20 protein-coding genes are annotated in these 20,864 nt (G+C 42.9%); 8 read left to right on the top strand and 12 right to left on the bottom strand.

Going from position 1 to position 20,864, the window contains the following annotated elements:
• Window position 1: 1 nt before the first annotated feature.
• The gene (locus MKI85_RS13300) at window positions 2-1,348 is read left to right on the top strand and encodes a sigma-54-dependent transcriptional regulator (protein WP_241628334.1); all 1,347 of its coding nucleotides are present in this window, start codon (window positions 2-4) and stop codon (window positions 1,346-1,348) included.
• On the opposite strand, the gene MKI85_RS13295 is transcribed toward MKI85_RS13300, so the two are convergent.
• The 4 genes from MKI85_RS13295 to lptF all read right to left on the bottom strand — a co-directional run bounded on the left by MKI85_RS13295 (window position 1,349) and on the right by lptF (window position 6,382).
• Complete coding sequence (locus tag MKI85_RS13295; protein WP_241628277.1) at window positions 1,349-2,515, bottom strand: S41 family peptidase; 1,167 nt, start codon at window positions 2,513-2,515, stop codon at window positions 1,349-1,351.
• A 23-nt stretch (window positions 2,516-2,538) separates the two neighbouring features.
• Window positions 2,539-4,086, bottom strand: coding sequence for a 2,3-bisphosphoglycerate-independent phosphoglycerate mutase (gene gpmI / locus MKI85_RS13290; RefSeq protein ID WP_241628276.1), 1,548 nt, complete (start codon window positions 4,084-4,086; stop codon window positions 2,539-2,541).
• A 122-nt stretch (window positions 4,087-4,208) separates the two neighbouring features.
• A complete protein-coding gene (gene lptG, locus MKI85_RS13285) occupies window positions 4,209-5,279 on the bottom strand; it encodes an LPS export ABC transporter permease LptG (RefSeq protein ID WP_241628275.1) in 1,071 nt (356 codons plus the stop codon).
• A gap of 2 nt (window positions 5,280-5,281) precedes the next feature.
• Window positions 5,282-6,382, bottom strand: a complete 1,101-nt coding sequence (gene lptF, locus MKI85_RS13280) for an LPS export ABC transporter permease LptF (RefSeq protein WP_241628273.1) — start codon at window positions 6,380-6,382, stop codon at window positions 5,282-5,284.
• A 159-nt stretch (window positions 6,383-6,541) separates the two neighbouring features.
• On the opposite strand from lptF, the gene MKI85_RS13275 reads away from it, so the two are divergent.
• The 4 genes from MKI85_RS13275 to MKI85_RS13260 all read left to right on the top strand — a co-directional run bounded on the left by MKI85_RS13275 (window position 6,542) and on the right by MKI85_RS13260 (window position 9,394).
• Window positions 6,542-7,990, top strand: a complete 1,449-nt coding sequence (locus tag MKI85_RS13275; protein WP_241628271.1) for a leucyl aminopeptidase — start codon at window positions 6,542-6,544, stop codon at window positions 7,988-7,990.
• Complete coding sequence (locus MKI85_RS13270; protein ID WP_241628270.1) at window positions 7,983-8,390, top strand: DNA polymerase III subunit chi; 408 nt, start codon at window positions 7,983-7,985, stop codon at window positions 8,388-8,390. Before MKI85_RS13275 ends, MKI85_RS13270 begins: the two co-directional genes overlap by 8 nt.
• Before the next feature lie 22 nt (window positions 8,391-8,412).
• Entirely contained in the window at window positions 8,413-9,045 is a 633-nt protein-coding gene (blhA, locus tag MKI85_RS13265; RefSeq protein WP_241628268.1) for a cell division protein BlhA, read from the top strand.
• A 130-nt stretch (window positions 9,046-9,175) separates the two neighbouring features.
• The gene (locus MKI85_RS13260; protein ID WP_241628267.1) at window positions 9,176-9,394 is read left to right on the top strand and encodes a hypothetical protein; all 219 of its coding nucleotides are present in this window, start codon (window positions 9,176-9,178) and stop codon (window positions 9,392-9,394) included.
• Between the two features lie 44 nt (window positions 9,395-9,438).
• On the opposite strand, the gene MKI85_RS13255 is transcribed toward MKI85_RS13260, so the two are convergent.
• The 7 genes from MKI85_RS13255 to glnK form a co-directional block, all read right to left on the bottom strand.
• Window positions 9,439-9,987, bottom strand: coding sequence for a VTT domain-containing protein (locus MKI85_RS13255; RefSeq protein ID WP_241628266.1), 549 nt, complete (start codon window positions 9,985-9,987; stop codon window positions 9,439-9,441).
• A gap of 109 nt (window positions 9,988-10,096) precedes the next feature.
• The gene (locus MKI85_RS13250; protein WP_241628265.1) at window positions 10,097-10,756 is read right to left on the bottom strand and encodes a riboflavin synthase; all 660 of its coding nucleotides are present in this window, start codon (window positions 10,754-10,756) and stop codon (window positions 10,097-10,099) included.
• Window positions 10,757-10,782: 26 nt separating this feature from the next.
• A complete protein-coding gene (locus MKI85_RS13245; protein WP_241628264.1) occupies window positions 10,783-12,078 on the bottom strand; it encodes a DNA adenine methylase in 1,296 nt (431 codons plus the stop codon).
• Window positions 12,075-13,160: a bifunctional diaminohydroxyphosphoribosylaminopyrimidine deaminase/5-amino-6-(5-phosphoribosylamino)uracil reductase RibD gene (gene ribD / locus MKI85_RS13240; protein ID WP_241628263.1), complete on the bottom strand. Its 1,086-nt coding sequence runs from the start codon at window positions 13,158-13,160 to the stop codon at window positions 12,075-12,077. The genes MKI85_RS13245 and ribD overlap by 4 nt, the downstream gene beginning before the upstream one ends.
• Window positions 13,161-13,168: 8 nt before the next feature.
• Window positions 13,169-13,630, bottom strand: coding sequence for a transcriptional regulator NrdR (nrdR, locus tag MKI85_RS13235; RefSeq protein ID WP_116762406.1), 462 nt, complete (start codon window positions 13,628-13,630; stop codon window positions 13,169-13,171).
• A 140-nt stretch (window positions 13,631-13,770) separates the two neighbouring features.
• Window positions 13,771-15,171: an ammonium transporter gene (locus MKI85_RS13230; protein ID WP_241628262.1), complete on the bottom strand. Its 1,401-nt coding sequence runs from the start codon at window positions 15,169-15,171 to the stop codon at window positions 13,771-13,773.
• 58 nt (window positions 15,172-15,229) lie between these two features.
• The gene (gene glnK, locus MKI85_RS13225) at window positions 15,230-15,568 is read right to left on the bottom strand and encodes a P-II family nitrogen regulator (protein ID WP_016168502.1); all 339 of its coding nucleotides are present in this window, start codon (window positions 15,566-15,568) and stop codon (window positions 15,230-15,232) included.
• A 279-nt stretch (window positions 15,569-15,847) separates the two neighbouring features.
• On the opposite strand from glnK, the gene MKI85_RS13220 reads away from it, so the two are divergent.
• Both MKI85_RS13220 and MKI85_RS13215 read left to right on the top strand, forming a co-directional pair.
• On the top strand, window positions 15,848-16,075 hold the full coding sequence (locus MKI85_RS13220) for an accessory factor UbiK family protein (protein ID WP_241628261.1): 228 nt from the start codon (window positions 15,848-15,850) through the stop codon (window positions 16,073-16,075).
• Between the two features lie 66 nt (window positions 16,076-16,141).
• Window positions 16,142-17,626, top strand: a complete 1,485-nt coding sequence (locus tag MKI85_RS13215; protein WP_241628260.1) for a YifB family Mg chelatase-like AAA ATPase — start codon at window positions 16,142-16,144, stop codon at window positions 17,624-17,626.
• A gap of 37 nt (window positions 17,627-17,663) precedes the next feature.
• Here the strand turns inward: MKI85_RS13215 and MKI85_RS13210 are convergent, their stop codons facing one another.
• A complete protein-coding gene (locus MKI85_RS13210) occupies window positions 17,664-18,410 on the bottom strand; it encodes a TorF family putative porin (RefSeq protein WP_241628258.1) in 747 nt (248 codons plus the stop codon).
• Window positions 18,411-19,543: 1,133 nt separating this feature from the next.
• Here MKI85_RS13210 and MKI85_RS13205 point away from each other — a divergent pair.
• Complete coding sequence (locus tag MKI85_RS13205; RefSeq protein WP_241628257.1) at window positions 19,544-20,815, top strand: OprD family outer membrane porin; 1,272 nt, start codon at window positions 19,544-19,546, stop codon at window positions 20,813-20,815.
• The last annotated feature ends 49 nt before the right edge of the window (window positions 20,816-20,864 follow it).

The following is a 20,864-nucleotide window of genomic DNA, read 5'->3' as shown; positions in this document are numbered from 1 at the left end:
CATGCAAATGATGTTGAGTCGTATGGGGATTGAAACGCATGTGGCCTATCGTTTGTCACAGGCACGCAAAATGTTATCTGAACATCAATATGATGTGTGTTTCACCGATCTAAACTTGCCTGATGGCAATGGTTTAGAACTGGTTGAAGAAATTTCACAACAATATCCTCAACTCCCAGTTGCCGTGCTAACAGCATATGGCAATATGGATATTGCGATTGCAGCCCTCAAAGCAGGTGCTTTTGACTTTGTCAGCAAACCGATCAAACAAACCCATCTTGAACAGCTACTACAAAAAGCCTTGAATAAACCGCTACAGCAAGCTCAACAAGAAGATGCACTTGAACAACGTATGCTGATTGGGCAGTCTTTACCGATTCAACAACTGCGCGTGACCTTAAACAAGATCGCTCGCTCACAAGCCCCCGTGTTTATTACAGGTGAATCTGGTACAGGCAAAGAAGTAGTTGCCAATCTGGTGCACCGTTTAAGTAATCGTAATGAAGGTCCTTTTATTGCCATTAACTGTGGTGCCATTCCTACGGATTTACTCGAAAGTGAATTATTCGGACACAAAAAAGGCAGCTTTACTGGTGCAACACAAGACAAACAAGGTCTAATCCAGTCCGCACATGGCGGCAGTTTATTTCTGGATGAAATTGCAGAACTTCCATTGAATATGCAAGTTAAACTCTTGCGTGCAGTGCAGGAAAAATCTATCCGCCCAATTGGTTCCGAAACTGAAATTGATGTCGATTTCCGAGTAATCAGTGCCAGTCATCAAGACTTAGAAAGCTTGGTACAACAGGGCAAATTCCGACAAGACCTGTTTTTCCGAATTCATGTCATGGACTTAGTCCTGCCACCGCTACGAGAACGTGGTCAGGATATCCTGATTCTGGCACAACATTTTATTCAAAAGGTCAGCCGTGAATGGGAAATTCCAGCCAAAGCCTTAACTCCACGTGCCAAAGAGTTTTTACTTGCCCAGTATTATCCAGGCAATGTCCGTGAACTGCGCAACATCATCGAACGTGCCATTACCTTAAGTGATGAAGATTATATTGATGTGCAGCATTTACAAAGCGCACCGCTTCGCCGCAGTGTCCAGATGCAAACCCCTTCAGTCGATCAGATGTTGACGACTTCTTCAGAACTCACCCTGAGTTCGAAGAAATTACCTGATGAAGGTCTGGAGCTGTATTTAGAGAATATCGAGAAAGAAATTCTGTTGAATGCACTCAACATCACCCACTGGAATCGTACCTTAGCGGCGAAAAAACTGGGGATGTCTTTCCGCTCTTTACGCTATCGTCTGAAGAAGTTTGGACTGGATACCGATGAATAATTAACGGCGATTGGCAATCATCTCTGCAACATGATCCAGATAAGTCTCTTCTTTCATATCATGTTGCAAGGGATACTGCTGATCGGGTTGAATGCCAATGCCTTCAATCATCTTACCTGTCGGAGTGTAATAATGCGACACCGTCATTTGCAAGGCAGCACCATTGGATAAAGGGAACAATTTCTGTACCACTCCTTTGCCATAACTTTTTTCGCCAATTACCCAAGCACGGCGGTGCTCTTTCATTGCAGCGGTAAAGACCTCCGCAGCAGATGCAGAACGAGCATTGATCAACACTCCCACTTTAAGATTCTGAAATTCAGAACTGGGTAGGGCTTGGAATTGCTGATTGCCTTCCGATCGACTTTTGGTGGTGACAATAATGCCCTGATTTAAAAACAGATCCGCTGTTTCAACTGCAGCAGAAAGTAAACCACCGGGGTTATTGCGCAAATCAATCAGTACTGCCTTGAGGCGTGGTGAACTATTTTCTTCGATTAAACGCTTAATTTCATTGGCAGTATCTTGTTGGAAAACTCGAACTTTCAGCAGTAACACCTGATTGTGCAACAGTTGCGATTCGATGTCGGTTTCAATTTTTTTGGTACGAACCAGACTGATTGCTTGACTGGTTTGCCCCAATTGCACGCTCAGCGTTGAGCCTATCGCACCATACAACAAGGCATTGACCTGTTCTCGATTGAGTTTACGTAATTCTTGATCATCAATTTTAAAGACGGAAGCCCCGTTGCGTAAGCCTTGTTTATAGGCATCTGCTTCAGGCTTTAAACCTTGAATAGTCCATTGTCGCTGATTGTCATAACTTAAATTAAAATCCACCGAAGCCAGATCACCATCGGTATATTGCACCAGTTGTTTGTAATCTTCGGGAGATAAATAACGTGAATAACGGTCTAGCCCACTGACCAAACCTTGAATGGCTTGTTGGAAGAGTTGTTCATCATTTTTATTATCGACATAGTTGTCTTTGACAATGCCATAAATCTGCACAAACTGCTGAATCGATTCCACGGGTACTTCAGGGTAGCTTTGCTCGACTTCATCAAAATCTGGAGCAGTGTCAATTTCATTAACTGCTCCAGTGGCATGAGCACAACACATGAATAACGCTGTTAAAGGAATAACAAATTTCAAGTGTTGCGTCATTGATTCACCTGTAATCAGCCTGCTTAGGCTTGTAGGGTAATTAGGTTACGACCTTGCATTTCTGCTGGAATCGGCAAGTGCATCAAGCTTAACAGGGTTGGTGCTACGTCAGCCAATACACCACCTTCCGCAATCGTTGCTTGTGTTGGACCCACATAAATAAATGGGACCAATTCAGTGGTATGCTGAGTATGTACTTGCCCGCTCGCATAATCCTGCATTTGCTCCACATTACCATGATCGGCTGTAATCAGCATATGACCTTTTTTCGCCATCACGGCGTCATACACTCGACCTAAACAGGTATCCACCGCTTCTACCGCTTTCACTGCGGCTTGGAAGACTCCTGTGTGTCCAACCATATCACCATTGGCAAAGTTCACCACCAATAGGTCGTATTCACCCGAATTGATGGCTGCAACCAATTCGTCCGTCACTTCATAGGCACTCATTTCTGGTTTTAAGTCATAAGTCGCGACATTTGGAGATGGAATTAAAATACGCTTTTCACCAGGGTATTCATCTTCACGACCACCACTGAAGAAAAAAGTCACATGTGCATACTTTTCGGTTTCAGCAATACGCAATTGGGTTTTACCCAAGTTCGACAGATATTCACCCAAAGAGTTATGCAATGCTTCTGGCATATAAGCCACAGGCGCGTCAATGGTTGCTTGATAACGGGTCAACATCACAAACGTAGACAAGTTTGGTACGACTTTACGCTCAAAACCAACAAAGTCTTTTTCAACAAAAGCTTTGGTAATTTCACGCGCGCGATCGGCACGGAAATTCATAAATACAATGCTGTCACCATCTTCTACTTTTGCCAATTCACCAATACGTGTCGCTTTAACGAATTCATCTGATTCATCGGCTGCATAAGCCATTTCCAAGCCTTCAACAGCGGTTGCAGCTGTACGAACCGCTTCACCTTCAGTCAATAAGCGGTAGGCTTGTTCTACACGATCCCAGCGATTGTCACGATCCATGGCAAAATAACGACCAATTAGGGTCGCAATACGCCCCTGATTTGGATATTGTGCAAATAAGGCATCCAACTTCTCTAAAGAAGGTTGCGCACTTTTTGGCGGAGTATCACGACCATCCAAGAACGCATGTAAATAGACTTTCGCACCGCGCTTCAATGCCAATTCTGCCATGGCCACAATATGATCTTCATGTGAGTGCACACCGCCTTCAGACAATAAGCCCATAATGTGAACCACGCCTTGAGCTGCTTTGGCTTTTTCAACCGCATCAATCAGCACTTGATGTTCAAAAAAAGCACCTGTGCGAATGTCTTTAGTAATACGGGTAAAGTCTTGATACAACACACGACCTGCGCCCAAGTTCATATGTCCAACTTCTGAGTTGCCCATTTGACCATCTGGAAGACCCACATCTTCACCAGAACCAGAAATCAATCCATGCGGATGCTTTTGTTGCATAGCCGTCAAGTTTGGTCGTTGTGCAGCAAGGAAAGCATTATCTTCAACCGCTTCACGGTGACCGATACCATCCATAATTACCAATACGTGCGGAACTTTGCCAGCAGTTGCATCCGTCATGATTTACACTCTTTGTCTATAAATTGGTCGCACTATATTACCGAATTTTCGCTCAAGACTCCATGTATGCAACAGGGTTAAACTTGCTTGTGCAGATTGTTTTCTCCAATCTGCACAAAATATTAGCGAGCACGGCGTAATAAATAACCGCCGACAATAAACATCAAGACAATCGGCACAAATACGAACCAAGCCGGTGAAGGTGAATAGACCAAGCTGGCATAACCTAGAAAGTCTTGCAAATAAAAGAAGGTAAGACCGATAAATAAAGCGATGACCAAACGGAAACCCATGGATTGCTGGCGTAAAGGTCCAAAAATAAACGAACAAGCAATTAAAACTAGCGCAATCAGAGCAAACGGTGAACCCACTTTTTGCCAAAAGGCCAACTGATAGGTTTTCGGAACTTGGCTATATTCATGCATATAGCGCATGAAACTGACCAATTGACTTGGTGACAAATCCTCAGGATCAATGGTGACCATATGCACATATTTAGGTTGTAATGCCAATGCTAATGGTTGCTGTACAGTACGCTGCAAAGTCGCATTACCAGCCGCCTGAATCTCCATTTGCTCGGTATTTTTTAAGCTCCACTGACCATCTCGTAAAAACTGCCCCTGCTCTGCATTCAGCACACTATTCAAACGGTATTCTTGGTTAAAATCGACCACTTGAATATTACGTAACTGTCCTTGGGAATTGGCATAATCAATATAGATAAAGCGCTGACCTTCACGCGTCCAATATCCCTTGACCTCGCCCAAAGCTGCCACGCTCCGTTGACTCTTCACGCTTTTGGCTTGTTCATTGGTATAAGGAATCACCCATTCACTCAGCACAAAAGAGAGAACCACCAGAATTAATGCGGAACGGATGACCCACCCTACAATGCGCCAGAGACTGATCCCGATGGAACGCATCACAATCAATTCACTGTTGGATGCCATAGTACCTAAACCGAGCACAGCCCCAATCAGTGCGGCAATTGGTAAAATTTCATACAGATACCGTGGTGCACCCCACAATACATAAATTAGCGCCTGCCAAGCGGTATAGGTGTCGTTGAGATCACCCAGCTCCCCTAAATAGGTAAATAAAACTTGTAAGACAGATAGGACCGCTGTTGCCCCCAACATGGCATAGGCGGTGGTCTTGGTCACATGTTTCGCGACAATACGACGTGCAAACATTTTTAAGACCTCACTCGCTGAATCTGTTTCTTAATTTTTGGGGCTAATTTTTGCTTACGCGAGAAAATCGCAGCTGCAATGGCATAGACAAATAACACCAATGGATAAGCCCAAACCCCAATTTCCTGTTTGCTCACGCGGGTTTTAATCGCCATCATTGCCACAATCAAGCTGGCAAAAATCAATAAGGCAGGGAACAGTTTTAAATAACGTCCCTGACGCGGACTCACTTCAGATAATGCAACTGCCAAGCCTAATGCCACAATCATCACCAAAGGGACAAAAATCCGCCAACCCAATTCACTCGCCACTACTGGATCATTGCGGTTTTGCCATAGCTTTCCAGTCGGGAGCGCTTCAACTTCCGCACTTTCAAATTTGGCTTCTTTATCACTTTCTAAACGTAAACGATAACTTTGGAATTCGGCTTGGGTGTATTTGGGCTTACCTGAATAGATTTCATAACGACGTCCTTGCACCAGATCCACCACATTGGCGCTGTCATTCGCGACTTCCACTCGTGTGGCTTCCTTCGCCAGAATCATCACATCTGGCTTGCCTTCTTTTTCCGCACGCTGGTAGAAGAAAATATCTTTCAGATTACGGCGATCTTCGGATAAATCCCCTGCATAAATGGTATAGGGACCCGAAGAGATAAACTCTTTGGGACGAACTAGATCGAAGCCAGTACGTACCGCTTGGCTGGTGGTGAGCTGTTCAAACTGACGTAGCCCCCACGGAGACATCCACAGCATTAAACCTGCTTGAACCAACATAAAAATCAGGGTCATTGGGATGAGTAAACGCGCCAACTGATGACGGCTCACCCCACTGCCATTCATGACGGCCATCTCATGATCGACATATAAACGACCAAAGACTAGCATTAAACCAATGAAAAAACCTAAAGGAAGAATCAAGGTTAAAAATTCAGGTAAGCGATAGCCAATGATGCTAAATAAAATGCTGGCATCTAAACGACCTTGAGCAGCCACGCCGAAATATTTGATTAATCGGCCACCCATCATAATTAAGGTCAATAAGGCAATTACAACCAATGAGGTAGAGACCACTTGCTTGACTAAATAACGCCGAATAATCAAATTGATTCTTCCAATTTTTAAAAAGAGTAAAACTAACGATAGTTTACCCGAATGTTAAAAATATAAAACCTATTCCCCTGCATCTGCATTGAAACTCTATCCCTAAAAATGTTTCAATGGCTGAATGACTTAACACTCTCAAAGGCGTGAAGACCCCCTATGAAACTCAGCTTGAATACCGCTCTACCAAGCCCCGCTACCGATCAGGCTTTATTCATTTTAGCCACCAACTCTCAACTCGCTCAGATTGCAGCCACATATCAAATCAATGACTTAGAACAGATTGCTCAAGCAACTCAATTTAAAGCGGGCTTAAATGAGACATTGCCTTTGTTGGCAAAGATTCCCGGCTATGCTCATGCTGTCTTAATTGGACTGGATAAAGTTGAAGACTTACAGCCTGCAAAATTAGCAAAAATTGCACAAACTATTATCAAATCTTCACAAAAAAAATATCAGCAGATTCAAGTTGATCTGAATGCTTTGCCTGAAGCCTTACACTATGTATTCGCCTTGAGCCTGACCCAAGCAGCCTATGGTTATGATGAATTCAAATCGAAAAAGAATGAATTTTTACTCAGCGAAGTTGGACTGGTTGCAGCGCAAAGTCCATTAAGCAGCCAACAGTTAAGTCTGATTCAAGCCATTCAATCGGGTCAGAATTATGCACGTGACTTAGGCAACCGTCCTGGCAATATCTGCTTCCCAGAATATCTTGCCGATCAAGCCTTAGCTTTAGCACAGCAATATCCAGAACTACTCAAAGTAACCATCATCAATGAGCAGGAAATGGCGGATATGGGCATGTTTGCCTTCCTCGCAGTAAGCCGTGGTTCAAATCGTCCAGGTCGTATCATTACCCTTGAATATAAAGGTCAGCCTGAACAAGCACCAATTGTTTTGGTCGGCAAAGGCGTAACATTTGATACAGGTGGTATTTCACTCAAACCTGGTCTCGGCATGGACGAAATGAAATTCGACATGTGTGGTGCGGCTTCAGTACTTGGCACTTTACGAGCGTTATGTGAAGCGAAATTACCAATTCATGTGGTGGGTGCCATTGCGGCTGCGGAAAACATGCCTTCAGGTCAGGCGACCCGTCCAGGGGATATTGTCACCAGTATGAGTGGTCAAACCGTCGAAATCTTAAATACCGATGCCGAAGGTCGTTTAGTGCTGTGCGACACCTTAACCTATATCAAACGCTTTAACCCAGAGCTAGTCATTGATATTGCGACTTTAACAGGTGCCTGTGTAGTGGCATTAGGCTCTGTATTAACAGGTATGTTCACCCCTGATGATGAACTTGCAGCAGAAATTAATGCGGCTGGGCAAACCGCATTTGACCGTGTCTGGCGCATGCCGGTAATTGATGATTATCAAGAACAGCTCGATTCACCTTTTGCGGATATCGCCAATATTGGTGGTCCAAAAGCAGGTTCCGTCACCGCAGCATGCTTCCTACAGCGCTTTACTCGTGAATACCGCTGGGCGCATTTAGATATTGCTGGCACAGCATGGTTATCTGGCAGCAGCAAAGGTGCAACTGGTCGTCCAGTCCCATTGTTAATGCAATTCTTAGCCAACCGCGTTAACACGAATGGCTAAAGTTAGCTTTTATCTGTTTGAAAAAAGTCCAGAACGGCAAGTCGAAAGTACTTGCCGTTTGTGCCGTAAAATTCTGCGTCAACCAAAACGGATTTGGCTGTATTGCCCCGATGCTGATTTACAGCAACAACTGGATGAACGCTTATGGAGTTTTGACGACACCAGCTTTATCGGTCATGGCATTGATCAAGAGCAGGCACGCGTCTGCATCTCTGCACACTTGCCCAAAGAAAATGATTGGATTGTCTTTAATTTTAACAATCAGGCACTTGATCAATTGCATGAATTTAGCCAAATTATAGAAATTATTGAGAATAATGAGTCTGCCAAACAGCTCGGTCGTGAAAAATTTAAACAATATCGACGCTTAGGCATTGAACCTCAAACTTTCAAGCTGTAATTGTTCAACCTCAGGGAGATATATGGTGGCATTAAATGTCGGTCCAGATTTTAAACAGCGCTGGTTAGATGCGCCCGAAGCTGTGCGTCAGACATTTATGGATGACCTCAACCATATCTGTGATTTATTACAGCCGAATACCCAGACGCAATTGTGGTTGGCAGCAGATCAAAAAGCTCAAGATCAAGCGCAGCAAATTATTGAACAGGCTTATGCTGACTTAAAAGCACGCTTAATTGAAGAAGCGCGGATTCGTCGCCAACTGGCGCTAGAAAAATCTCTGGCAGAAAAGCGCGCAGCAGCTGCACTTTATGCGCAACAATTGTGGGAAGATGAAGGGCGTCAATTTGCCCAGCAGACCCAAACCTTAGCTCATTTACGCCAGCAGATTGAACAAGAAACCCTCGACTATGCCGAGCGTTACCATCAAAATGATAGTAGCCAAACCCTAGACTTTGCACCTGGTCTTGGACATTTTGACCAGCGCATTCACTCTGAACTGGAAAGCGTACGCTTACGTCTGGAGCTTGAAGCCGAAGCCCAAATTGAACAAGCGGTCAATCAATTCCGCCACAAACTGCGTGCTGCAGCGCAAGAAGAAATTGAATATATATTACAAAATTCTAATTTTTCTGATGTAAAACCAATTATTTAATTTTTTCTTTCTGATTTTACCAATGTCATGAAATTGACACATAAATGTCACATGATGGTCATCACTTTAAAACGAACGGTTTAAAGTGACCACGCCAAAAATTGACTTATCAATAAATCAGGAAGAAAAAATGGACCTACTGAACCACGTTTCTCACCGCATTTCTGCACTCGATTCAGGCGAACAATGGATAGTATCTGCGCAAAAATTGCTGATTAGTCGAGCTGATTTTCAATCACTTTCAGTGTTTTTAACCCGCGAATCTGAAAAAGGACATTTCAGCCTATCCCCAAAAAGTGAAAACCTCACTTGGCACGATGAACCTGCTGTAACCATTATCAAACACTAAACTTCAAACATTTATCTGAAGTCATTGAGTGATCTGTAAACAGATCACTCCACCAATTCCAGTGTCGCAAAAAAGATATTGCCCGCACCATAACCAATACTGAGCAAGACACCAATCCAGATCAAACTGCCAACGGTGTTGTACCACATAAAACTGGAAAGTTTCATATGCCCTGCCCCCGCAGCAAAAGGCGCAAAGGAACGTACAAAGGGAATAAAACGCGCCAACATAATGGTCTTGCCACCATGTTTAACAAAGTAATGGTTGGTTTTGCTTAAATATTCGGGTTTCATCCAACGCGAATGGCGATGCAAATACTTAAAGCCCAGTTTCTTGCCTGTATAGTAATTAACGGCATAACCTAAGATCGCAGCAATAATCAGCACGATCCCCATACTATGTAGTTGGATGATGGCTGAAGATGAACACAATGCACCCACGGCAATCAATAAGCTATCGCCAGGCAAAAAAAACATGAACACAAAGCCTGTTTCTGCAAAAATAATCAGAAACAAGATGGCATAGATCCATGTGCCATACTGAGCCAATAGCATCGGCAGCATTTGTTCAAGATTTAGAAAAAAATCAAGCATTACATAAATCTACGCTATTCAATTTAAGTATCACGCGCTTTATTTCACTCAAATATGAAACGAAAACAGCCTAGTATTCTAGGCTGTTTTCAGAGCGAATATATAGTTTTTATTTCAAAAAGCCGTTTTCCGCCAAAAAGTCCATACTGATTTTAGACTGTTCTTGGGTCTCTGCCGCTTTATCGCCCAAAAGCAAACGTTCGATATAACGCGCCAAAACATCCACTTCTAAATTCACTTTAGAACCGACTTTCCAAGTGCCAATATTGGTTCGTTCAGCCGTATGCGGAATCAAATTCAAACTCAAGATATTGCCACGTAAATGGTTGATGGTCAGACTAATGCCATCTACTGTTACCGAACCTTTCTCTGCTAAATATTTAGCAATTTCCGCAGGCGCAGTCACTTCAAAATAGAGGGAGCGTGCATCTTCACGTACCAACGTAATCTCACCTACAGCATCCACATGTCCACTGACAATATGTCCACCAAAACGTGTGGTCGGCAACATGGCTTTTTCCACATTCACAGGTTGACCCACTTTCCAGTGGCCTAAAGTCGTTCGATTCAGACTTTCACGCGAAACATCAGCGGCATACCAATTGTCACCCCATTCAATCACGGTCAGGCAGATGCCATTAGTGGCAATCGAGTCACCTAAGTGTACATCCGACATGTCCAGATCAGTTTGAATACGTAAACGTACATCACCACCCACGCTTTGTAAGCTTTCGACGCGACCAAGACTTTCAATAATTCCTGTAAACATAATCTTTCTCTTTCCTGAATTTGGACTTACCACAATGCCAATTGGGTACTCACGCCCGAAGTATCGACTCCACCCAACTCTGCAAAGTGATACAACTGACCCAACAACTGACGTAATGGTGGACCAGGTTTAGCATGGGTATCGGTAATCACAATAAATTCCAATACGCGTGCGCGCTCAGACTGACGCTGCTTGCTGACCCGATAACGTGGTACATCTTGGGTTAACAGGGTTACGCGTCCACGCTCAAGATTGGCTTTGAGCAGATCAGCAGCTTCAATATTACCATCGGTCGAATAACTGGTCAGAATATAACGAGCATTGATCGTTGACAGTAATTTTTCATAGGCTTCTTTGGCATATTTAGAAGAGTTGTACGGACTCGGGCGCTCTTTACGCCAAGCACGGTCAATCCCACTCTTAAAGCCTTTGGTATCTGGGCTCGGCAAATCCACCTGATCCCATAAGGTTAAGGCATTGAGCACATGATAGTTACTGCTGTAGGCATGCTGGTTATATGGAGGATCTAAATAGGCGACATCCACTTCAAAGCCACTCATCTGATTCGCCAGATGCTGTGCATCGACACACCACATTTCAGCCATCGGGGTCTTTTGTTTATTATTCCCCACTTCACTAAAACGGCTCGGTGTCAGCCACAATAAAGATTCGATACGTTCCAATGCTGTTTGGGTTTTACCCCCCCAGCCATGATGGAAACTTTTAAAAACACCACTGGTATTACTGACGAAACTGGCCGAATACAATAGTGGTGCCAGTAAAGCACTCATTTCGACATCATCAATCGCACCTTGTGCCTGCCAAGTGGCGATTTGCTGGCGAATGGCATCAATTCGCATACCATTACGACGCTTAAAGAACAATCGGTCTCGGGCAGGATCATAAATTTCGTCATTGCGTGGACACAAATTGTGCGTGACCCAACCTTTCACTTCAGGCAAACGGTTTAAATAATCAATTGCCTTTTGATAGCCACCCAACTCTTTAAATGCTGGTGCATCAACACAAGCCAAAATAGCGTGGTTCAAGGCATGGCTATAAGGTTCCCAGTCATTGGCGATGACACGATATCCATTTTGACGGGCTAAACGCGATACTACGCCACTGCCTGCAAAGAAGTCAGCAAAAATCGGCGCACGACCTTTGGCATTCAAGGTCCCTGTTTGTTCAAGTGCCTCTAAAATCAGATGCAATAAACGACGCTTGTTTCCTAAATAAGGAACCAATTGATGAAATAAGTATTCGTCTGTGGTCCGTGCCGCGTGACGTCGTTTATGATAAACCGTAGACTCTTGATTCATATAGACTCTTGAAGGGGAGTTAGTCTTAAGCGCACATCATTTCCGATTTGGGAAACATCGATAAGCTTAAATCGAAGTTGCTCTGCCAAATGCTCAAATTCTGCATTAAACATCGCGCGTGCGGATTGACCCAATAAAGTTGGTGCGACATAACTGATGAGCTCATCCACCAAACCCTGTTGCAAGAACGCACTAGATAAGGTTGCACCGGCTTCTACCAACACATCGTAAATTTGAAAATCTTTCAGCGTGCGTAGCAAACTATGTAAAGACTGAATTTCTAACTGGATAACACCCAGTTGCGCCAGTTCAGCACGAAAAGGTCCCATCACCATCACGGTATCAGGCTGTTGTAAAATTTTGGCATTTAAAGGTAACCGACCTTGACGATCCAACACCACCCGCTTGGGTTGTACCACAGTATTGATATCATCTACATCAGGCAATTGACGGACATTCAATAGACAATCATCCGCCAGAACGGTCTCAATTCCCGTAATCACAGCCCCAGAAATGGCACGCCAGTGCTGCACATCCTGTCTTGCTTCTGGTCCAGTAATCCATTTTGACTCACCCGATGCCATGGCTGTTCGCCCATCCAAACTCGAGGCAACTTTTAAACGGACATAAGGCAAACCTGTTGCCATGGCTTTCAGAAAACCACGGTTCAATACTGCTGCATCAGCTTCACATACACCTGTAGTGACCTGAATGCCTGCTTCCTGAAGAATTTGAATGCCTTTACCCGCCACCAGTGGATTTGGATCGGAACAAGCCACTACAACTTGTGCAATACCTGCTTCTACTAGACCTTTAGCACAAGGTGGGGTTCGTCCATAATGCGCACAAGGCTCTAAAGTGACATAGGCAGTCGCCCCTTGGGTCAACGCACCCGCGTCACGAATAGCGAAGACTTCGGCATGTGGCTGCCCCGCTCGTGGGTGAAATCCTTCCCCCACCACTTGTCCATCTTTGACAATCACGCAGCCAACATTTGGATTTGGTCGAGTCGAATACTGACCTTGTTGTGCGAGACGAATGGCACGTTGCATCCAGATTTGGTCTTGGCTTAACTCAGACACAGGCACACTCACTCATGTTCACGTTGTTGCATTTGTTCAATTTGACGACGGAAAGCTTCTACATCCTGAAAGTCTTGATAGACCGAAGCAAAACGTACATAAGCCACATGATCCAGTGCAAATAAAGCTTGCATCACAATTTCTCCGATGGTCCGTGATTTCACATCACGTTCACCTAATCGACGAATATGCAGTTGGATATCGCTTAATACTGCTTCGATTTGTTCTTGCGTAACAGGACGCTTTTGTAAAGCATGCATCAATGAACGACGTAACTTGGCTTCATCAAAAGGTTCATTTTTACCATCTGATTTAATCACGCGCGGCATGACCACTTCATAACTTTCAAATGTCGTGAAGCGTTCACCGCAACTGATACATTCACGGCGACGTCTGATTTGACAGCCTTCTGCGGCTAAGCGCGAGTCGATGACTTTACTGTCTGCGGCGTTGCAAAAGGGACAATGCATGGCGGTTGAATTAAACAAAACAATCTTGAATTCTGAGTGTAGCAAAAATTATGGTTTTTGTAGAGCATTACGCTAGATATGGAAAAAAAACAGCCCTTTCGGGCTGTTTTACACAATATATTGATTATATCGTTATAAAATTATTCAATACGTTCACCATGTTGGCTTAAGTCGAGACCCATACGCTCATCATCAGCTTCAACACGAATGCCAATCACGACATCAATCACTTTTAAGATCACAAACGTTAAGACTGCAGAGTAAGCGATGGTTGCAAGTACACCTTCAATTTGAACCCATAATTGGCTCATCATGTTCGCAGGAGCGTTATCACCCATGATGAATTCACTTGCGAAGAATGCAGTTAAAATCGCACCCACAATACCACCCACACCGTGTAAACCAAAAGCATCTAATGAGTCATCAGCTTTAAGGGCACGTTTCAGACCTGTAATCCCCCAGAAGCACACCACACCGCCGATCAGACCCATCGCTAATGCACCACCGACAGTCACAAAACCAGCCGCAGGTGTAATAACGACCAGACCAGCAACTGCACCAGATGCGCCACCAAGAACAGAAGCTTTACCACGTACAACTTTTTCAGTAATTAACCAAGCCACTGCCGCTGCTGCTGCTGCAACTTGTGTCGTCACAAGTGCATAACCCGCTGAGCCATTTGCACCCAATGCTGAACCACCATTGAAACCAAACCAGCCTACCCATACTAGGCTCGCACCGAGAACAGTTAAAGTCAGATTATGTGGTGCCATAGATTCACGACCCAGCCCCATACGTTTACCCAACATATATGCAGCCACTAGACCTGCAACACCTGAGTTGATATGGACCACTGTACCGCCTGCGAAATCGAGTGCACCGTCATTGAATAACCAACCACCACCCCATACCCAGTGAGTAATTGGTGCATAGACGACCACGACCCAAATGGCAATGAACGCGACGAAAGCACCAAATTTCATACGCTCTGCGATAGAACCACTAATAATCGCTACCGTGATAATGGCGAATGTCATTTGGAAAATAACAAAGAGAATTTCTGGAATCGTTCCGGTTAAGGCAGTTGTGGTAATACCTGAAAGCATGACCTTATCAAAACCACCAATGAAGGCATTCCCTTCCGTAAAGGCAAGCGTATAACCAACAATCACCCAAGCAAGGCTGACCACTGCTGCCGCAACAAAGCTGTGTGCCATGGTGCTTAACACGTTTTTCTTACGGACCATACCACCGTAGAAGAGTGCCAAGCCAGGAATGGTCATTAACAAGACCAATGCAGTAGAAACTAGAATCCAAGCCGTGTCACCCGTATCAAGAGTTGGCTCTGCGACAGGTGCTGCAGCTTCTTCAGCTGGAGCTGGTGTTGCTACTGCCTGTGCATCGGGTAAAGCTGCTGCAGTAGTTTCAACTGAAGTTGTGATTTCTTCTGATGGAGCAGATGCTGTGACTTCTTCAGCCCAAGCAACAGAACCTCCTAAGAGTGCGCCTGATAGACTCAGCGCAAGTAGCATTTTTTTCATTCGTGTCCCCCAACCTAATTTTGCGAGTTATTCGATACTCTGCAAACTTTATGCCAAATTAAACAGCATCTGGCCCTGTTTCACCTGTACGAATACGGATAACTTGCTCTAAGTTAGTCACAAAGATTTTTCCGTCACCAATTTTTCCAGTGCTAGCAACACGAGTTACAGATTCAATCACTGCATCAACCATTTCATCACTAATCGCGATTTCAATTTTAACTTTCGGTAGAAAATCAACGACATACTCAGCACCGCGATATAACTCAGTATGACCTTTTTGACGACCAAAACCTTTGACTTCAGTTACAGTGATCCCTTGAACACCAATTTCTGATAATGCTTCACGCACATCATCCAATTTAAAGGGTTTTACAATTGCAGTTACTAGCTTCATGTTTGTTTTTCCTTCGGCTTTTTTCACCAGTAAGGTTTTATGTTCAATTTTCGTGCCAAGATTTTTAAGGTTGGGGGAAATTAAAAACCTTATACACGCCTCTATTTATACCCTATTTTCTCCAGTTAATCGAAGCTTAGACCTTCAATATCGGACATTTTTCGCAGAAATATGACGATTTTAGCGAGATATATTTAATGATTCACGGGAAAGCACTACAGTCTGTGTCAGAGCAGTGATACACTGCTCGCGCTCGTCTCCATCAGTATGGATAACACAATGATTGAAACTTTATTACAAGCCATTCTAGAACAATTAGAACAACCCAAAAGTGATTTAGAACACAACTTAAGAGCCTTGCTGAATGAAGCAGTGACAAAAATGGATTTGGTTTCTCGTGATGAAATTGAACGCCAGAAAACTGCGCTCGCCAATGCCAATCTGCGTTTGAATGAATTACTTACTCAAGTCGAAGCACTCGAACAAAAGTTACAGCACAAAAAATAAGCACACATTTAGTGCAATAAAAGACAAAAACCGACCAAAAATAACGCACCAAAACGGAACAACAAGATGTCTTTTGCTAAAATAAATACGCGAGGGCTATTGGGTCTGCACGCCCCGCTCATTGAAGTTGAAGTCCACTTAAGTCAAGGATTACCATCACTTACTATTGTTGGATTAGCCGAAGCGGCTGTTCGAGAAAGTAAAGATCGGGTCAGATCTGCCATTATTAATAGTGGTTTTCAGTTCCCCAGTAAGCGACTGACCATTAATCTTGCACCCGCAGATTTGCCCAAAGATGGTTCACGCCTAGATTTACCTATTGCATTGGGCATTTTAATTGCTTCTGGGCAATTACCAGAACATTCAGTCGATCAGCTTGAATTTATTGGAGAATTGGCTTTAGACGGTCAATTACGTCCAACCACAGGTACCTTGAGTATTGCCATTGCCTGTCAGCAAGCACAGCATCGTTTAATTTTGCCCGAACAAAATGCATTGGAGGCAGCACAACTGCCCCATTTTGAGGTGTATGCTGCAAAACATCTCAAAGACGTCTGCGAACATTTAAGCCAGACTCATCCCTTGCCGGCCGTGAAAGTTGAGGCTGACTCACATAGACAGGCTTATAAATTTGATTTGGCAGATGTCAAAGGACAATTGCGTCCTCGACGTGGATTAGAAATTGCTGCGGCTGGCGGACATTCCTTGCTTTTTCGTGGTCCACCAGGCACAGGAAAAACCTTATTGGCATCACGCTTACCCAGCATTCTGCCGCCTTTAGATACGCAAGAGAATTTAGAAGTTGCGAGTATTTATTCAGTTGCCAATACTCAGCATCGTTTTGGGCAACGTCCGTTTCGTGCACCGCATCATACCGCTTCTGCCATTGCACTGGTGGGTGGTGGTTCGCAGCCCAAACCTGGTGAAATCACCTTGGCCCATTTAGGGGTACTATTTTTAGATGAATTGCCAGAGTTTGATCGCAAAGTTTTAGAAGTATTAAGACAACCTCTAGAATCCAAAGAAATTGTCATTTCTCGGGCATCTCGGCAAATTACCTATCCTGCAAACTTCCAGCTCATTGCAGCCATGAATCCTTGCCCATGTGGTTATGCTTTTAATCAGGACCAGCGTTGCCAATGTTCAGCGGAATCAATTAAACGCTACCAAAACCGAATTTCAGGCCCCCTTCTTGATCGCATTGATTTGCATATCGATGTCCCACCACTGACAGTGCAAGAATTACAGGCACAAAGTGCAGCAGAAAGTTCAACACAAGTTCGGGAACGGGTCATTCAAGCCTATGAGCAACAGATACAACGCCAGAATTGTCTCAATCATGCGTTGAGTCCTCAACAACTTGAACAATATGCCTATTTAAATGCGCAAACCAAACACATGTTGGAACTTGCACAGCAACGTTTGAATTTATCCGCCCGCGCTTATCATCGGGTATTAAGAGTGGCAAGAACGATTGCTGATTTGGCAAATGCGACAGAAATTCAAACAACTCATTTAAGTGAAGCCTTATCATATAGACAGCCCCAATAAAAAAGGCGACCCATGTCGCCTTTCCTTCACGCCTGTATTAGAACGCGTATTTCAAACCAAATACGACTTTGTTTTTCTGTTTTACATCTGAACGGTCATAACCGCCAACAATATAATCCATGCTCACGCTTGCACCAGTATCACCCAATGGATGGCTCAAACCCGCAGTAAAGTGACGGAAATTAAAGTCTTCTGTTGTATTTAAAGTATTGCCTTCAAAGTCACCGCTGTCTGAGTAAAGATACGCACCTAAAGCGAAGTTAGCACTAAAGTCACGCGGTAAGCCATAACTGTAAGTCGCTAAGAAATATGTATCGCCCGCATTACCCCATTTCACATCATCAGTTAAAGTTTGGGCACTAATCGCAAAGTCTTTATAATTTAAACCCACTAAGGTTTCGAAAACATCTGAATCATCCGCTGGGTAATATAAATAGTAAATACCACCAAGGGTGAAGCCTAAGTCTTCAGTAATGCTGCCTTTGTAGCCCGCATAGAAATCATTTTCAAATGTGTCAGAGCTGCCTTCTGGTGTTTCTGCATTGTAATCTAATGTTGAACCCCACCAACCCGCATAAAAACCTGATGAATGACTATAATCCAAACCGCCTTGTACCGTTGCTCCACTGTTTTCAGGAACATTGGTGATACCGCGGAGGTTGTAGCTAGAGAAAACCCCAATATTGCCTGAAATGCTGTGTGCCGATGATGTTTCATCCGCAAAGGTCAATGTTGAAGCCGCTGCAACAACAGCCATAGATAATACTTTTAATGTGAATTTCATTCTAAGGTTCCCCCACATCGAATTACGACGTTTTTGCTGTAATTAATAAACTCCTTGATGTATTAGCAAGCGCTATGCCAACTTTTAAAAAATAATTGACACGCATCAATTTTTCGCAGAAACATGTATAAAATCGGCATCAAAAAAATCTAAGTTCTTATTTAGTAAAAATAATTAGAATCTCATCATTTAAAACCTGATACAAAGTAATCATCATAAACTAGAGCAGCAAAATGGATCTGTACCGTAAAAAGTACATAAATTTTAACTTTTTATTTAAAAAACAATTATTTAAGTAATTATCTTAGATCTAATCAGACATTGCATCTAATTCAGTTAAAGCAAGACTGGGAATTCACTATGTTTTGTAATCCATTATTTAATCTTTCCAAGTAGTACAGACTTTTAAAGCCATTCAAGTTCGGAATGGCGCATGATCTTAGGAATTAAACCAGCATGGTGAAGTTCCAATGTTACTTTAGAGTAATTCAACGCCTTTGCTGATCAGATTGAGAGAGACAAATAAGCCTTATGATGAAAATGGCAATTTTTTAGAACGATTGATAAGTACAGCATAATTTTTCCTTTAAAATGCTTCATTTTAGATCAACAGTTCAACTCAACATTAAATATTGTACAAAATATATGCACCACAACAGATCACAACCAAATTCCGCTCATCAACAAAATCACAACTCCATCTTACGCTGCTTTACTTTTTCAAAGGGAATATTTTGATGAACCAAAATGAAACATTTCTCATTTTCAATTAGAAATAGCATTTAAAAATAAAAACAAGTCACAATTAGCATAAAAAACAAGCAAACAATCCAATAGTGAAGAAAATATAAACAAAAGAATTGGCATTTTTCTTATCTTGATTTAAAACTAAATACGGCTAAATTTTCCGTTCAGTAAAATATATTTTTATTATGAATGAATAGCTTATGTATAAAATATGGTTATGTTTTTTCCAACAACAAGAATGCAATTTCGTCAAGTAGCGTGTAACAAGAATGAAATAAAATTAATAAAAATCTATCTTTTTTATAGATTAATTATACAATTTATAAAATTTCGAGTTATGCCAAAAAACGAAATTCTGAATCTATCTTTTTTTGAGGTTGTTTCTTATGCCAAAGGCGCAAAAACTTACATTAGCAGTATTAATTCAGGCTGCCCTTATTACTACCGCTTATGCAAGCGAACAAAGTGAAGCAAAAGGATTTGTAGAAGATGCTGAAGGATCAGTATTGTTCCGCACTGGTTACCTTTCTCGCGACAAGAAAAATGGTGTAGCAGATACGAGCTCGGCTGCTCAAACTGCTATGGTTAAAATCGAATCTGGTTATACCCAAGGGATCGTTGGTTTTGGTGTGGGCGTCATTGGTGACGGCTCATTCAAACTTGGTGAAAACAAAAATGCTGGCAACCAAATGATTCCTAAGCATAACGATGGTTCTGCTTATGACCACTGGGGTCGTGGTGGCGGTATCGTAAAAGCACGCATCTCCAACACTGAAGTTCGTTATGGTACTCAAGTGCTTGATCTTCCTGTACTTGCAAGTAACACAGCACGTTTAGTTCCTGAATACTTTGAAGGTGTTTTAGCGACTAGCCGCGAGATTAACGGTTTAGAGTTAACTGCAGGTAAATTTACCAAAGACCAATACTCAGACCAAATCGAAACTGATGGTCGCCACTTAGACCGCGCTGTAGTTTGGGGTGCTAAATACAAGTTTAATGACCAAATCAATGCATCTTACTATGGCTTAGACAGTAAAAATGCGCTTGAACGTCATTATATCAATGCAAACTATGCTCACCCACTAGCGAATAACAGCACGTTAACATTTGATTTTAGCGGTTATCACACTGAGTGGGATGAGGCAGCGAGCACTTATTCACAAACTACAGATGACCTTTCTGATCGTAAAAACGATATTTTCGCGATTTCAAGTACATACAATACTGGCAACCACAACGTGATGTTGGCTTACCAACAAAACAGCGGTAACACTGGTTATGACTATGGTGAGAATGCGGATGGTGGTCAAAGTATCTACCTACCAAACTCTTACCTTTCTGATTTCATCGGTAACGATGAAAAATCAGCACAACTACAATACACTTACAACTTTGCTGGTATGAACCTTCCTGGTTTAACGTGGACAACTGCTTTTGTTTACGGTTGGGATATCAAAGTTAAAGATGTAACTGATGATGCTCAAGAACGCGAGTTCTTTAACCAAGTGAAATATACCGTTCAATCTGGTTTTGCTAAAGATGCAAGCTTACGTTTACGTCACTCTTACTACCGTGCAAGTGACTCTTACCAATCTGCGTACATCGGTGACACCAATGAATGGCGTATTTGGTTAGATATCCCTGTAAAATTCTTCTAATTTGAAGTAATTTTCAGAGATCTAAAAAAAACCTGCACAATGTGCAGGT

The sequence above is a fragment of the Acinetobacter zhairuonensis genome (assembly GCF_022601715.1).
GTDB lineage: Bacteria > Pseudomonadota > Gammaproteobacteria > Pseudomonadales > Moraxellaceae > Acinetobacter.
The sequence above is the reverse complement of the archived record's forward strand: the minus strand, read 5'-3'. Positions and strand labels throughout refer to the sequence as shown.

What these genes read in the sequence shown, in the direction of transcription:
- MKI85_RS13270 (WP_241628270.1), top strand. Translation starts at nt 7,983, where the DNA reads ATGGCTAAAGTTAGCTTTTATCTGTTTGAAAAAAGTCCAGAACGGCAA.
- MKI85_RS13300 (WP_241628334.1), top strand. Translation starts at nt 2, where the DNA reads ATGCAAATGATGTTGAGTCGTATGGGGATTGAAACGCATGTGGCCTAT.
- MKI85_RS13210 (WP_241628258.1), bottom strand. Translation starts at nt 18,410, where the DNA reads ATGAAATTCACATTAAAAGTATTATCTATGGCTGTTGTTGCAGCGGCT.
- lptG (WP_241628275.1), bottom strand. Translation starts at nt 5,279, where the DNA reads ATGTTTGCACGTCGTATTGTCGCGAAACATGTGACCAAGACCACCGCC.
- MKI85_RS13295 (WP_241628277.1), bottom strand. Translation starts at nt 2,515, where the DNA reads ATGACGCAACACTTGAAATTTGTTATTCCTTTAACAGCGTTATTCATG.
- MKI85_RS13255 (WP_241628266.1), bottom strand. Translation starts at nt 9,987, where the DNA reads ATGCTTGATTTTTTTCTAAATCTTGAACAAATGCTGCCGATGCTATTG.
- MKI85_RS13245 (WP_241628264.1), bottom strand. Translation starts at nt 12,078, where the DNA reads ATGAATCAAGAGTCTACGGTTTATCATAAACGACGTCACGCGGCACGG.
- nrdR (WP_116762406.1), bottom strand. Translation starts at nt 13,630, where the DNA reads ATGCATTGTCCCTTTTGCAACGCCGCAGACAGTAAAGTCATCGACTCG.
- MKI85_RS13230 (WP_241628262.1), bottom strand. Translation starts at nt 15,171, where the DNA reads ATGAAAAAAATGCTACTTGCGCTGAGTCTATCAGGCGCACTCTTAGGA.
- MKI85_RS13250 (WP_241628265.1), bottom strand. Translation starts at nt 10,756, where the DNA reads ATGTTTACAGGAATTATTGAAAGTCTTGGTCGCGTCGAAAGCTTACAA.
- MKI85_RS13275 (WP_241628271.1), top strand. Translation starts at nt 6,542, where the DNA reads ATGAAACTCAGCTTGAATACCGCTCTACCAAGCCCCGCTACCGATCAG.
- glnK (WP_016168502.1), bottom strand. Translation starts at nt 15,568, where the DNA reads ATGAAGCTAGTAACTGCAATTGTAAAACCCTTTAAATTGGATGATGTG.
- MKI85_RS13220 (WP_241628261.1), top strand. Translation starts at nt 15,848, where the DNA reads ATGATTGAAACTTTATTACAAGCCATTCTAGAACAATTAGAACAACCC.
- MKI85_RS13260 (WP_241628267.1), top strand. Translation starts at nt 9,176, where the DNA reads ATGGACCTACTGAACCACGTTTCTCACCGCATTTCTGCACTCGATTCA.
- gpmI (WP_241628276.1), bottom strand. Translation starts at nt 4,086, where the DNA reads ATGACGGATGCAACTGCTGGCAAAGTTCCGCACGTATTGGTAATTATG.
- MKI85_RS13215 (WP_241628260.1), top strand. Translation starts at nt 16,142, where the DNA reads ATGTCTTTTGCTAAAATAAATACGCGAGGGCTATTGGGTCTGCACGCC.
- MKI85_RS13205 (WP_241628257.1), top strand. Translation starts at nt 19,544, where the DNA reads ATGCCAAAGGCGCAAAAACTTACATTAGCAGTATTAATTCAGGCTGCC.
- blhA (WP_241628268.1), top strand. Translation starts at nt 8,413, where the DNA reads ATGGTGGCATTAAATGTCGGTCCAGATTTTAAACAGCGCTGGTTAGAT.